We start from the raw sequence: 14126 nt of genomic DNA, 5'->3' as shown, positions 1-14126 counted from the left end.
GTGTCGGATGTCGTCTGTCCCTGGTGCTTCATCGGCCAGAAGCGGCTGGACAGGGCGATCGCCGCTGCCGCCGATATCGACGTGCACGTGCGCTGGCGGCCGTTCCAGCTCGATCCGACCATTCCGCAAGGCGGCATGGGTCGCCGCGAATACATGCTGGGCAAATTCGGCAGCGAGGAACGCATCCATCAGATCCATGCGCGCATTGAGCCGCTCGGCGAGGCGGAAGGCATCCATTTCGCCTTCGGCGCCATCAAGGTCGCTCCCAACACGCTGGACGCCCACCGCGTTATCCGTTGGGCGGGGCCTGCCGGCGAGGACGTGCAGAACCGGCTGGTGCGACGCCTCTTCCAGCTGAATTTCGAGGAAGGCGCCAATCTCGGCCACCATGCCGTCCTAACCGAAGCCGCCCGCGAAGCCGGCATGGACGGCTCCGTGGTCCAGACGCTGCTGCCGACGGATGCCGATGTCGAGGCGGTGCGCAACGAAATCGCCACCGCCTCGCGCATGGGCATCACCGGCGTGCCCTGTTTCCTGCTCGAAGCCAAATATGCCGTTATGGGCGCGCAGGACGCCGACACGCTGGCCGATGCTATCCGCCAGGTCGCTGCGGCCAAGGCGCGCGGTGAGCTCGAAACGGCGGACTAGACCAAGTTCGCATCACCCCTCCGCCCAGCCGACGCGGAAGCCCGTGATGACTGCTGAGAGAGATTCCCGCGGTCTACGGCGGTTGATTCGAGGTAACCCCAGGTCTCCTGAAGGGACTTTTCGAGCCCTTCAACCATGGACCGGCCGCGCATCGGGCTGAATATTCCTTCACAAAACCGTGTTTTTGGCTTCCCCTGGGGAAAGTCCTTTCCAGCCGAAACTCTGTTCCCAACCGGCTGAACCAAAACACGAATTCCCCTCCGATAGATATCAGCCGGCAAAGCTTTTCTGTTGCCTTCATGCCACGGCCGGTAACCCTGTTCCCATTCGGAGGAAGAAAATTAATGGAAAATGATCAATTGGTGTTACCATGTGTAACAAAACAGGAAAGGTTCGGGCGGGATCGTGATTCGGGTCGGTAGACCGCGACGTACAGTACCGGAGCAAACATCCAGCGAGGCGGCAAGGCCCTCGCCCCTGACGCCGGTATCGTCGATGCGCACATTCTGGGGGCTGATGCGAGCCTACTGGTTCTCCGACCGGTGGAAGGAAGCCTGGACCCTCACCCTCGTCATCGCGCTGCTGACAGCGCTCTCCAGCAAGGCTGGCGTGTGGTTTGCCATGGCATCGGGCGAGCTGGTGAATTCGATCGCCTTCTTCCACGACGCCGCCAATATCAATCCGCTCCAGACGCTTCTGACCAATGCCGGCATATTGGTGCTGTTGGTCGTGCTCAAGGACGCCGGCTTCACCGGAGTGCGAAATCTCGTTTCCGCAACCTTGCATCGCAAATGGCGGGGCTGGCTGAACAGCCAATTCAACCAAGCGCTGCTCGACGGCAACCATACCCATTTCCATGCCCAGCATGGCTCGGTTGCCGGCGGTATCGTCGCTCCCGACAACATCGACCAGCGCATCCAGGAATCGATCAAGGACATGACGGGCGGCGCCATCGGCCTCGCCATGGGCGTGCTCGGCGTGGCGACCTCGCTTTACTTCGTCGGCGAGAATTTGATCGGGGCCTCGGTGGAGGTCAAAGGGCTGGAGTTCCTCGGCAGCTACGGCAGTGCCGTGCTGGCCTTTCTGGCGGTCGCGACCTACGTGCCGCTCAACACCTGGATTGCGGTGAAGCTCGGCGGCCTGCTCGAACGTCTCAACATCCGCATGCAACAGGCCGAGGGCAGTTATCGCAGCGAATTGACGACCTTCCTGCGCCGCAGCTTCCACGTCGCCGCCTCACACGGCGAGGATGTGCAGAAGACGATGCACGACAAGCTCTATGTCGACATCGACAAGACCTGGGGGCGGCTGAACGTCGTCAACACCAGCTACATGTCGTTCGAGCTGATCTACAATTTCATCGGCGCCCGCATCGTTTCCTACGGACCCGGTCTCGTGCCCTTCATTCACAACGGCTTCGATCTCAAGGGCTACATAACCGGCTCCGAAATGGTCGCGCAGCTGATCAGCCAGTGTTCGTGGTTCATCCATGTCATGCCCGCGATCGCCACGCTTAGAGCCAACAGCCAGCGTGTGACCGAGCTCGCCAGCGCCATCGAGAACGTCCAGCAGCCGCAGGAGTTCTATCGCCAGACCGGCCGCTCGGACTTCAGCTATGCCACGCAAAATCCCGTCTTCGGCCTGACCATCCAGAAGCTGGAGCTGGCGCATCAGGGCGAGGATGCGACGCCCTTCCTGAGCGCCGCCAACCTGCGCTTCCGCCGCGGCGAGTGGACATTCCTCAAGGGTGAGTCCGGCTGCGGCAAGACCTCGCTGATCAAGGCAATCAATGGTCTGTGGCCCTATGGTCGCGGCACCATCGTGTTCCCGGAAGGGGTGACGAGGTTCTATGCCGCCCAGGAGGTCAAGCTGCAGCAGGTCTCGCTGAAGCAGCTCGTCTGTCTGCCGGGTTCGGAAAACGATCACACCGACGTGCTGGTGGCGGCCGCGCTGCACAAGGCCGGGCTCGGCGAATTCATCGGCCACCTGGCCGATGAGAGCCGCGAAGGCAAGCTCTGGGATCAGGTCCTGTCAGGCGGGCAGAAGCAGAAGCTGGTGGTAGCCCGCATCATCCTGCAGCAGCCGGGACTGCTCTTCCTCGACGAAGCGACCGGCGCTCTCGACCCCGAAGGCAAGATCGCCTTCCACGAAGCGATCAAGGTCAATTGCCCCGATGTAACCGTGATCAGCGTGATGCACGAGGCCGTTCCGCCGCGGTCGCTTTCCGGAGAGGAATTCTATCATAGCGTCGTGGCGATCTCCGATGGCGTCGCGACCAAGAAGCCGCTCGCTCCCGCTCTGCCGCGCGAGCTCACGACGATCCTCGCCCAGCCCCGGCCGGCCGAGGACAAATGGTTGCGCTTCCGGCGGCTCAAGCAGAAATAGCAATCAGCCCAAGCCCTGGTCCGTCGCCTCGGCAGCGGCCACTGTCGATCACAGTCTCGCGATCCGGCAATGCTTCGCTCATTTTCGGCGCTTTTCGCGATTGACTCGGCAAAACGCGCTCCTATGTTGCGCCCGCTCGCAGATTTGAAACCTACAGCCCCACGCGCCCTTCGGACGCGTAAAGGACGCTGTAGAATCTTAGAATTGCGCATGATCCTTTCCGAAAATCGGAGCCGATTTTTCGGGGAGTCATGCGCTACCCCGCGAACAGAAAGGTCAAACCCGCCATGCCTGGCGACAGTCACAGTCGAACGCAACCGCCGTCCGCCTTGACGTGACCTGACGGCTCACGTCCTGCCGGACGGCAAGGAGTGAGCCATGAATGAATTCGCATCCGTATTGGACGACGAAGCGGTCGCCGTTGCCCGCGTTCTTGCCAATGACCACGCCGCCGACGTCGTCGAAGCCCTCAACCGCGAGCCTCGCGAGACCGCCATCGAGCTGCTCTGCGCGGTGCCGTTCGAGCGGCTGGTCGAAATCTTCGACCAGCCGGAGCTCGAAAGCGCGCCGGAACTCGCAGCAGCGCTGCCGCGCGCTAAAGCAGGCAAGCTGCTCACCGCCATGTCGGTCGACCGCGCAGCCGACATCCTGCGCGAGCTCGATGAGCCACCGCGCTCGGAACTGCTTGGCGCGCTTGCCCCACCGCTGCGCGCGACGCTGCTTTCGATTCTCGGTTATCCCGAAGGCAGCGCCGCCTCGATCATGACGACCGAGTTCGTCAGCGTGCCTTCGGACTGGACCGTCGGCCGCACGCTCGACCACATCCGCAAAGTCGAGCGCACGCGCGAGACCGTCTATGCGATTTACATCACCGACAAGGAGACGCAGCTCCTGCTGCGGGCGACGGGCTTGCGCCGGCTGATCACCGGCGAGCCTCTGGACTCGATCCTGTCGGTGGCGCCGGATCGCATGCCGGTCACGGTCACGCCGCTGACCGATCGCGAAACGCTGGCGCAGACGATCTCCAAATACGATCTGCTCGCCCTGCCGGTTGTGGATCACGGCAAGATCCTCGGCATCGTCACCATCGACGACATCATCGACACCATGGTCGAGGAAACGACCGAAGACGTTCATCGTTTCGGCGGCATGGAGGCGCTGGACGAGCCCTATATGAAGATGGGCTTTCTCGCCATGATCCAGAAGCGGGCCGGCTGGCTATGCGCACTGTTCCTCAGCGAGATGCTCACGGCGAACGCCATGCAGAGCTACGAGGGCGAGTTGGAGAAGGCGATCGTGCTCACCCTCTTCATCCCGCTGATCATGAGCTCGGGCGGCAATTCCGGCTCGCAGGCGACCTCGCTCGTCATCCGCGCGCTGGCACTGCGCGAGATCGGCCTTCGCGACTGGTGGCGTGTCGCCTTGCGCGAGCTGCCGACCGGTTTGGTGCTCGGCTCGATCCTCGGCATAGTCGGCATCTGCCGCATCGCGCTCTGGCAGTATTTCGGCTTCTACGACTATGGCCCGCATTGGATGCTGATCGCGGCAACGGTTGGCGCGGCGCTGGTCGGCATCGTGACCTTCGGCTCGCTGTCGGGATCGATGCTGCCTTTCGCGCTGAAGCGCATCGGCTTCGATCCGGCAAGCGCCTCGGCACCGTTCGTCGCCACGCTGGTCGATGTCACCGGGCTGGTGATCTATTTCTCGGTGGCTCTGGTGATCCTGCGCGGCACGCTCCTCTAGCCAAGAAGCTTCGCGCCGCCGGCATGGCCGGCGGCGCCTTCCCGGCTTGGCTTCAAACCCGCTCCCCGTTCTTCACGCGATAGGTCGGCTTGTACATGGTGACCAGCTCCTCCGCCGCTGTCGGGTGGACGGCCATGGTGCGGTCGAAATCGTCCTTGCTCAGCCCCGCCTTCAGCGGAATGCCGAGCAGCTGCGCCATCTCGCCGGCGTCCGGTCCCAGGATATGGGCGCCGAGCACTTTCCGCGACGCGCCGTCGACCACCAGCTTCATCAGCATCTTTTCGTCACGGCCCGACAGCGTGTGCCGCATGGGACGGAAAGACGCGCGATAGATCTCGATGTCCGGGAAGCGCTTGACCGCCTCGTCCTCGGACAAGCCGACGGTGCCGATCTCGGGCTGCGAAAACACGGCCGTCGGAATGGTATCATGGTCTGGCGCTGTCGGATTGCCTTTGAAGGCTGTCTCGATGAAACACATCGCTTCGTGGATGGCGACCGGCGTCAGTTGCACGCGGTGGGTGACGTCGCCGATCGCCCAGATATTGTCGATGCTGGTGCGGGAAAATTCATCGACGATGATCGCGCCGGTCTTGCCGAGCTCAACGCCGACGCCTTCGAGGCCCATATTCTCCGTGTTCGGGATGCGGCCGATCGCCAGCATGACCTGGTCGACGGTCAGCGTCTGACCACTGGAGAGCAGCACGTCCAGTCTGCCTTCAGCGGTCTTGCGCACCCATTCCGAGATCGAACGGCAGAGGATCCTGATCCCCTTCTTCTCCATTGTCTCGTGCAGCGAGCGGCGAAGGTCCATATCGAAGCGCGAAAGAATTTCTTGGCCACGGTAGACCAGCGTGGTGTCGACGCCCAGTCCATGAAAGATGTTGGCGAATTCGACGGCGATATAGCCGCCGCCCTCGATCATGATCGCCTTCGGCAATTCCTTGAGATCGAAGGCTTCGTTGGAGAAGATGCAATATTCGTGGCCGGAAAGCGCCGGGTGCGGAGCCGGACGGCCGCCCGTGGCGATCAGGATCTGGTCGGCGCTGACGGTGCGGTCTTCGGCAGTGAGATAGACGGAATGTGGATCGACCAGCACGGCGCGCGAGTGGAAGGCCTCGCCGCCCGCACCTTCGACATTCCTCTTGTAGATCGCCTCCAGCCTGGCGATCTCCTTGTCCTTGTTGGCGACCAGCGTCGGCCAGTCGAAGCTTGCCTCGGGCACCATCCAGCCATAGCCGGCGGCATCGGCGAAATGTTCGGGGAATTGCGAGGCATAGACATAAAGTTTCTTCGGCACGCAGCCGCGGATGACGCAAGTACCGCCATAGCGATACTCCTCGGCAATGGCGACGCGCTTGCCGAGCGAGGCGGCCACACGGGCCGCCCTCACCCCGCCGGAGCCGCCGCCGATGACGAAGAGATCATAGTCGTAACCGGCCATCGAAAGGACTCCTGCGCAATGGAAGTGTGTCACAGGTAGGCGGACAGCAGGCAAAAGAAAAGCCCGGAAATCCGGGCTCTTCTGGTCAAGTCGGCCGTCGGCCGCTTGAAACGGATCAGTTCTGCGAATTGTCGGCAGGAGCCGAGTTGTCGGCAGGAGCCTGGTCGTCTGCAGGCGCCGAATTATCGGCAGGAGCGGAGCCGTCGGCAGGAGCGGCCGCATCCTTCGCAGGCTTGGCAGGAGCCGCGGCCTTTGCGGCGGCGGCGAGCGTTTCGCCGACCTGCTGGGCGAGGTCGCGGGCGACCCCGTTCTGCCAAATGTCTGCCGCCTTCACCAGGTCGCGCGTGACCGCCGGGCCGCTGTCGAGCAGCTTCTTGCCGGCTTCCGAGCTGTAGAAAGTGGCGATATCGTTGAGGTCCTTTTCGGAAAACACCTTGGCGTAGGCGAGCGCCGCCTCCTTCTCCAGGTCGGCGCGGCGCGCCGCCAAGCCCATGGCCTTTTCGGTGACCGTCTTGCCGATCAGTTCCTGCATGTCGGGGTTCTTCTGGATCAGCTGGTTCTCAAGCGCGGCCGCCGCCTGCGGCAGGATATTGTCGAACGGGTCGGTAGCGTGGATAGCCGCAACTGCGGCCCGTGCGGCCTTCAGATGCGATTCGCTGATATCCTGCGAAAACGCCGGCGAGGACAGCGCAAGCACCGCTGAGGCCGCCAGAATGGTCGAAAGGCGGCGAACCCGTTTATGCAACATCATGGTCGATAGAACTCCCTGGTTTTCGGGCGGCATGGACGGTTTGGATGCCGTCGCCGCCGGCGATGACGGCGGTTGACGCCAGCCCGATGAATAGACCGTGCTCGACAACGCCTGGAATGGCGAAGAGAGCATTCGAAAGCGCTCTTGTATCCGGAATGCGGCCAAAAGATGCATCGAGGATAAAGTGGCCGCCGTCTGTAACAAATGGCTGCCCCCCCGTCATCCTCAATGTCACCGGGCCGGCAAGGCCGAGGCTTGCCGCCGCCGCGCCGACCGCGATCTCGGTGGCGCGCAGGCCGAACTTGTTGACCTCGATCGGCAGCGGGAAACGGCCGAGCGTCTCGACCATCTTGGACCGGTCGGCAATCACGATCATGCGCTGCGACGCCGCCGCGACGATCTTTTCGCGCAGCAGCGCCCCGCCGCCGCCCTTGATCAACGTTAGCGCGGGATCGATCTCGTCGGCGCCGTCAATGGTGAGGTCGAGCTCCGGCGTTTCCTCGAGCGTCGACAGCGGCACGCCAAGCTCGCGGCAGAGTGCCGCGGTGCGCTCGGATGTGGGCACGCCGATGACGCTGAGGCCGGTCGCGACCTTTTCGGCGAGCAGCCGGACGAACTCGTCGGCGGTCGTGCCCGTGCCGATGCCGAGCCGCATGCCGCTGCTGACATGGGCGAGCGCCGCACGCGCGGCCTCGACCTTCAACTGCCTTGCGTCCATGCCGCTCCTGTCCCCGGTTTCCATGGTTTGGCGCGCCTCCTAGCATTTTTGCCTTTCCCGTCAAAGGCTCTGCCTGTGGACCGACGGAGGCGGCTTGCTTGACCACCGCGCAGCTTGTATCGGCTGCGGAACCTCAATCATTCAGGACTGGCCATGACCCGACCGATCATCGTGTTCGACCTCGACGGGACGCTCATCGACACCGCGCCGGATCTGCTCGACAGCCTCAACCACAGCCTGGCGGCCGCGGAGCTGGCCGCGGTCGACCAAGCCGGCTTCAAGCGCTACGTCGGCCATGGCGGCCGCGTGATGATCGAACGCGCGCATGCGGCGCAAAACAAGGCGCTGATGGCGGAAGAGCACGACCGGCTGCTGAAGCTTTTCCTGGACCACTACACGATCAACATTCCAGGCAAGTCCCGCCCCTATCCCGGCGTGGTCGCGGCTCTCGACCACTTCCAGGCCGCCGGTTATCTGATGGCGGTTTGCACCAACAAGTATGAAGCGAATTCGGCGACGCTGATCGGCGCGCTCGGTCTCGACAAATACTTTGCCGCGATCTGCGGCCAGGACACTTTTGCCTTCCGCAAACCCGACCCGCGCCATCTGACCGAAACCATCAAACTGGCTGGCGGCGATCCGCACAACGCCCTGATGGTCGGCGATTCGCAGACCGACATCGACACCGCCAAGGCGGCCGGTATTCCGGTGGTGGCGGTCGATTTCGGCTATACGGATCGTCATGTGCGCGAGTTCGAACCGACGCTGGTGATCTCGCATTTCGACACGCTGACGCCGGAATTGGCCCAGCGTCTGATCGCGGCGGCGCGCTGAGCGGCGGCTCAGATCGAGCCGGCAGGAACCTGAAATCGATCCGCAGGATAACGACGGCACATTGCCTTGACTTCGCGCACCCGCCTCCCTTATATCGCGGCTCGCTTCAGCCTTCGGGCAACGAGCGGGCGATTAGCTCAGCGGGAGAGCACACCCTTCACACGGGTGGGGTCGCAGGTTCAATCCCTGCATCGCCCACCATCCAACTTCCTGAAAGTTGGATGATCCGGCCGCGATGAACCTCTTCAATTTCGTGCAGCGGGACAGCTCGCGTCCGGGAGGCCGCTTAGATCAGGCCTCGGCGCACATTCAAATGCGTTACTCCCGTCACCAGAATGGCGCCGGTCATGAAGTAGAGCGTGGCTATGATGTTGCCCTGATGGAAATGCAGCCCGGCAAACAGCAGAGCCATAACCACGGCAAGAAATGCGATTACACGCGAGAAGTTATCGGGCATGGGGCAGCGAACCTATGCAAATAGGATGGATAGCCGCCCTCAATCAGCCGCGTGCTCCATAGATCGGTTTTCGATTTTCCGCAATTGCCTTTTGAAGCACTGCCGCAGTGTGGTGCCTGCTGCGGGCGGTGTCGACAGCCGGGCCGCTGCCCTTGTTGCCGACATTGCATTCGAAGGCGCTGAGTTCGATCGGGGTCGTCGGCCTGGTCCATGCAGGGCGGCGGCAAGCCGCTGCTGGACAATGGCGACGGTTCTGTGATCGCCTTCACATACGCCGCGGAGGCATCGCGCACAGATATTGCACCTGTGGTACTGGCTTCTGCTTCAATGCATGGGCTCCAACGGCCTCCGGCCTGAAAGCTCGGCAGGGAGTTTCGATCACCTAGCCATTTTCAGATTTGCTGTTCGCGCGCGTCGGTCGCCTCCCGCCACGCGCGCGAACGGCGTTTCGTAGTTCGGTTCGCGTCCGCCAGCGCGCTCCGGTTTCCCGCTGCAAGGGACAGTTGCCGGCCAATTTGAGTGCCGGCAGCGCACGACTGGCGCCCGATCTACAAAGGCCGTCGTGTGTTGCCGCAATCGCACGAAAGGAGACAGGCCTTGATCGAGCATGCACTTGTCATACAATTTCCGCTCAACGAGAGGCGGAACCGCATCATGTCCACAGCCAGCGCAGACGACAGGAGCACCCTGCCGCGTCTGGCGCGGATCGATCCGCGCCAGTTCGATCTGCTGTTCGGCGGCTGCAAGGTCGAACGTTATGCCGCCGGTCAGCACCTGTTCGTCCAGGAGGACGCATCCGACCGCATCTACGGCGTGATGAGCGGCACGGTCGAGATTTCGCTCTATTCACCGGGCGGGCAGAAGCTGGTGGCCAATATCGAGCTGTCGCGCAGCCTGATCGGCGAGATCGGCGCGCTCGACGGACGCCCGCGCACGGCAACCGCCATTTGCCTCACCGCATGCGAGCTGGTTTCTCTCAGTCGCACGCAACTCTTTGATCGCATTGAAAAAAATCCACCGCTAGCGCGCGCCATGATCGAGCTGCTGTGCACGCGGCTGCGCTGGGTCAGCGGCGAACTCGGCGACCAGGCTTTCTTCGGCATCGAGGCCCGGCTGGCGAAACGGCTGGTGTTCCTCAGCGGCGTCATGGCCGACCCCGCCGGCTGGATCCCGATTTCGCAATCGGAACTCGGCGAATTCCTCGGCGCGACGCGCGAGTCGGTCAACAAGACGCTCAACGACTGGCGCAACCGGCACATGATCGACATCAAACGCGGCGGGCTGCGCATCACCAATGCCGCCGCGCTGAACCACATCGCCGCTTCGCAGGACGACGACTGAACGATTCTGACCCGAATCAGAGCCGCGAAATCAGGTAGCGCAGCGCGGACCGGCTCGGCATGAAGAAGTAGCCGCCGCCTTTCGTGGTGACGAATTGCGGCATGTCCCTGAGCACTGTCACCTTTTCCCAGGACGGAATCGAGAACCGGCCGCCGCCGTCGCGCGCGCCGATCGTCGGATCCTTTTCGCCGACAAGGCCTTGGAACGAGCTCGACGAGACCCACGTCTGCTGAATGAACTCGTATTGGCGTTCGATGTCGGCGTTGAGGCACATGAAGAGAAGCCCCTTCTCGACCTTCCCGCTGCGGTCCTTCTTCTCATAGGTGCGGCCGACGCGCAGGATGCGGTGGCGCTTGCCGATCCTGATCTGCGTCTCGCGATCCTCGCCAAGCGAGTCGCGCGGATTGGAACGGCGTATGTGGGAGCCGAGCGGACAGCGATGCCCCTGCGGGTCCTCGGCGCCGAGCCCGAAGTCGTTGTCGACGCCACGACCCGGGCGGCCATCGGGGTTGCGCACCAGCGAACTGCCGTCCTGCCAGCGGCCGAGCATCTTGGCCGCGACCCAGCGCGGCGTGATGGCGTTGTCGCCGGTCTCGCGCGCAGCCCGCGCGGCGGCATGCTTGCAGTAGTCATCGAACAACTCGACATGCTGCTCGAACTGGCGCACGACCAGGAACGAGCCGTTGCGGCCGAAATCGCGCGGCGGCGGGGGCTGACCGGGGATCTGCCGGTTGCGCCGCACTTGGGACAGGATGCCTGTCCGATCCTGCGCCGCCCGCACGGAGGGCGAGGCTGGATAGAACCCATGCTCGTCGCGATAGCCGAACAGGAACTCGCCCGGCGCGACCAGGTGCATCGGCGCGGCACCCTTGCTGGCGCGCGACGTACCCCTGACGATCGGCTGCGAGACGCCGTCGGCAAAGCCGAAATGCTCATAGGCGCGGGCGCGCTCCGGCTTGCCGTCGTTGCCGGCATGTTGCGTTGTCCCACCGTCCTTCTTTGGCTCGCGGTTCACGACAAGCGGCAATTCGGCAACGATCTTCATCCCCGCGCCTGTCGTCTTTCGCTTCGCGGCCGCAACCTCCCCCTTCAGTACCGCCGGCTCCGCGGCGTAGCAGATGACGACTGCGTCGACCGGCGCCGTGGCCGAACCCCACTGCCATTTGTCAGGCGCATCCGGGCCGGTGTCGTCGAGGATGCGGCTGCGCTCTGGATTGCCCATGCCGTGGCGAAAGGCAGCTGGGAATGTGTCCAGCGGATCGTCGTCGACGCCGCCCTTCAGCCCAAGACGGCGCAAACCGTCGGGACCGAAGGCCACCGTCATGGCGCGTCCGGCCGGCACGCCGTCGCCGAAACTGGTCTTGTCGATGACGAAGTCCAGCCACGCTCTGCGTTGCATGGCCGGCAGTCCTTCCGGCACCCGGATCGCCAGCATATGCGCGTGGCCAAGCGCGCCGAACGGGCCGAAGAAAATGGATTGGATCTCGCCGGCTTCCAGTTCTTCCACGGGCAAAGGCGCCGGTTCACGGCCGACGGTTGCAGCCGGCCTTGCCAGCGGCCGCTGCAGCGAGCCGAACAGGCTCACCCAGTTGCGGGCCTCGCTGCCGGTGGCGGAAGCAATGCCGCGCCGGATCTTCGAGTTGATACGGATGCGCGCGGTGTTGAGATGCGGATAGGCAGAGTACCAGAACAGCGTCGGCACCTGCTGACGCCGCGCCCAGCGCTTGAAGCGGTCCCCGTCGCGCGCGCCGTCCAGGAAGAGCCAACGCGTGCGCGGGTAGCCTTCCGTGTTGCTCCATACGCCGGTCAGGCCCTCTGAGGCCTTGGCGATGAAGTCCTCGAGATAGCTTTCCCAGCTGCCGCCATAGTTGGAGAAGAACATCAGCTTGTCGGTGCCCGGCAGCAGCACCCAGCGGGCGAAGTGAATGGTGTTTATGGTGGCGAGGAACCCCGGCTTGAACACCTTCTGCGCCGATATCGAGATCAGGTAGAAGGAAAGCCTCAGCGCCAGCCGCCGCAAGGTGCCGGCCTTCATCGTCGATATCGCGGTGAGATGGTTTTGCGCGCAGTGGTCCTCATTGGCGAGTATGCTGTCCAGCGCGCCGAGATCGATCGGCGTGTTCTGCGGCCGGTCCTTGTCCTCGAGGCGCCGCAGGCTGAGGAAGCACAAGCCGATGAACAGCAGGGCTATCGCGAGCAGCCCCAGCACCGCCAGCAGAAGCGCGGTGCCGGCAATTGCGACGTTGGTGAAGGTGACACCGTGCGGATTGCCGAACACGAGCACATAGGTCATGCGCCAGCAGGCAAGGATGACGATCGCGACGGTGGCGAGCACGGCCGGCGCAAGCAGTGTCGTCGTCAAGGCCCGCCACCAGCGGCCCGGGGGCCGCTCCAGCAGGCTCTCAGCCGGCTCGAAGGCCCAGCCGAATTGCCCTAGCGACTGGGCATGCCGGCGCGCCTCGGTGAGCACAGCAAGGGCGTTGCCTGTACCCGCGCGCGGCTTTTCGACGATCTCGCGCACGCTGTCGGCGAGCTCTGCCTCGGCAAGGATGCGGCGCACCGAATGGCCAGGCGTTCCGGAAAAAACCAGCCCTGCCGTGCTGCCGAAGGACGGCGAGATCTCGATGTGATGCTTCTTCAGGAAGTCCTGCAGCGAAGCGTCGCCGGGCAGACCGCACACGGCCCTTAAGATCGGCCGCAGCCGGTGGCCCATGGCCTGCGTGATGGCACCGATGACATCGTCGGTGCTGCCGTCGCCGGAGATTTCGAGGACAACCGCGCCCGTCTCGAGGTCCGATTTCTCGTCTTTGCCGGTGGCGGCGACAGCCAGGCTGGCGAAGTGGACCGTGCCGACATTGTCGAGCGCATTGCCCACCTCGTCGATCGCCGGGTTGCCAAGTGCGCCGACCTTGTCGCGCACGGCATCCAGCGGCACCGCACGCCTGATCGGGCAAACCACGGTGACCATCGACTGGTCGACTGTGCGGCAAAGCGGCGAGCGCTCGAAATCGACCTTGAGGCTGGCCGGATAGGCGCCGACATTGACCATCTTGCCGGCTCTGCCGCGCGCGCGGCGGAGCTTGGGCTTGCTGAACAGGGCGCGAACGCACTCGCCGATCTGAATGCGGGCGATCTCGGCCCCGATGCACAGATGAATGCCGTGGCCGAACACCATGTAATCGCGATAAGGCCGCGAGGTGTCGAATTCGTTTGGCCTTTGCACGATTTCCGGATCGAACATGGCGGAAAGCGTCGCCGGCATGACGACCGTTCCGGCCTTCACAAGGCGCTCTCGCCGCGTGCCTTGGCCGATGACCGCGTCACGGGCGGTGTAGCGCCACGGACCGACCCAGATCGGCTTGAAGCGCATGGCTTCCAGGATCGCCCGATCGAGTTTGCCGGTACCGCCCGCTGCAATGGCTGCGTCGACAGCCTGCCTTGCATCTGACCGCGACAGGATGACGTCCAGGCAATTGCCGCCGGCAAGCACATTGGTCGGAACGAAGCCGGCAATCATGCCGAGCATGATCGAATGGATGTCGGGCTGCGATAGGCGCCCTTGATCCTTGAGCGCGACGAGGCGCGCCAGCGGCCGTTCGTCCTTCCCTCCCCTGTCCCTGATCGCGGCAATCGAGCGGTCGATGACCTTGATCAGACGATCGCCGCCGACGATCGCGAGCTGACGTGTCGTTGGGCTCGCTGTCGGATCGGAAAAGAACAGCGCGCTGAGCGCGATCGACCAGTCGGCGAATTCGGTTTCATCGTCGATCTCGAGGCCGAAATAGTCGCGACAGATGCGTACCGGAAC

General features: G+C 63.6%; 10 protein-coding genes and 1 tRNA gene. 6 read left to right on the top strand and 5 right to left on the bottom strand.

All coding sequences use genetic code 11. From position 1 onward, the window contains the following. The 3 genes from EOA79_RS21990 to mgtE all read left to right on the top strand — a co-directional run. A partial coding sequence (locus EOA79_RS21990) for a DsbA family protein (protein WP_164893912.1) occupies positions 1-648 on the top strand: 648 nt, incomplete at its 5' end. 495 nt (positions 649-1143) lie between these two features. Next, positions 1144-3033 (top strand): ABC transporter ATP-binding protein/permease, encoded by a 1890-nt coding sequence (locus EOA79_RS21985; protein WP_164893911.1) that lies wholly within the window; start codon positions 1144-1146, stop codon positions 3031-3033. A 378-nt stretch (positions 3034-3411) separates the two neighbouring features. Continuing rightward, positions 3412-4776 carry a magnesium transporter gene (mgtE, locus tag EOA79_RS21980; protein ID WP_095825405.1) on the top strand — a complete coding sequence of 455 codons (1365 nt, stop codon included), beginning with the start codon at positions 3412-3414 and terminating at the stop codon, positions 4774-4776. Between the two features lie 52 nt (positions 4777-4828). Here mgtE and gor read toward each other — a convergent pair whose 3' ends face one another. From gor to rpiA, 3 genes are all read right to left on the bottom strand, one after another. Continuing rightward, the gene (gene gor / locus EOA79_RS21975; protein WP_067320039.1) at positions 4829-6217 is read right to left on the bottom strand and encodes a glutathione-disulfide reductase; all 1389 of its coding nucleotides are present in this window, start codon (positions 6215-6217) and stop codon (positions 4829-4831) included. A gap of 115 nt (positions 6218-6332) precedes the next feature. Further along, positions 6333-6968 (bottom strand): DUF2059 domain-containing protein, encoded by a 636-nt coding sequence (locus tag EOA79_RS21970; protein WP_095777683.1) that lies wholly within the window; start codon positions 6966-6968, stop codon positions 6333-6335. Further along, on the bottom strand, positions 6955-7686 hold the full coding sequence (gene rpiA, locus EOA79_RS21965) for a ribose-5-phosphate isomerase RpiA (protein ID WP_095777684.1): 732 nt from the start codon (positions 7684-7686) through the stop codon (positions 6955-6957). Before rpiA ends, EOA79_RS21970 begins: the two co-directional genes overlap by 14 nt. 153 nt (positions 7687-7839) lie before the next feature. On the opposite strand from rpiA, the gene EOA79_RS21960 reads away from it, so the two are divergent. Further along, positions 7840-8520: a phosphoglycolate phosphatase gene (locus EOA79_RS21960; RefSeq protein ID WP_066989841.1), complete on the top strand. Its 681-nt coding sequence runs from the start codon at positions 7840-7842 to the stop codon at positions 8518-8520. A gap of 126 nt (positions 8521-8646) precedes the next feature. Next, a tRNA-Val gene (locus EOA79_RS21955) sits at positions 8647-8721 on the top strand. 85 nt (positions 8722-8806) lie between these two features. Here the strand turns inward: EOA79_RS21955 and EOA79_RS32935 are convergent. Continuing rightward, a complete protein-coding gene (locus EOA79_RS32935) occupies positions 8807-8977 on the bottom strand; it encodes a hypothetical protein (protein WP_164746760.1) in 171 nt (56 codons plus the stop codon). Positions 8978-9631: 654 nt separating this feature from the next. On the opposite strand from EOA79_RS32935, the gene EOA79_RS21950 reads away from it, so the two are divergent. Then, positions 9632-10318 (top strand): Crp/Fnr family transcriptional regulator, encoded by a 687-nt coding sequence (locus tag EOA79_RS21950; RefSeq protein ID WP_067320180.1) that lies wholly within the window; start codon positions 9632-9634, stop codon positions 10316-10318. Between the two features lie 16 nt (positions 10319-10334). Here EOA79_RS21950 and EOA79_RS21945 read toward each other — a convergent pair. After that, the coding region (locus EOA79_RS21945) for a cytochrome P450 (protein ID WP_128293265.1) at positions 10335-14126 on the bottom strand (3792 nt) is incomplete at its 5' end.

Source organism: Mesorhizobium sp. M1A.F.Ca.IN.020.03.2.1 (genome assembly GCF_004023205.1).
Classification (GTDB): domain Bacteria; phylum Pseudomonadota; class Alphaproteobacteria; order Rhizobiales; family Rhizobiaceae; genus Mesorhizobium.
This window is presented reverse-complemented; position numbering and strand designations above follow the sequence as displayed.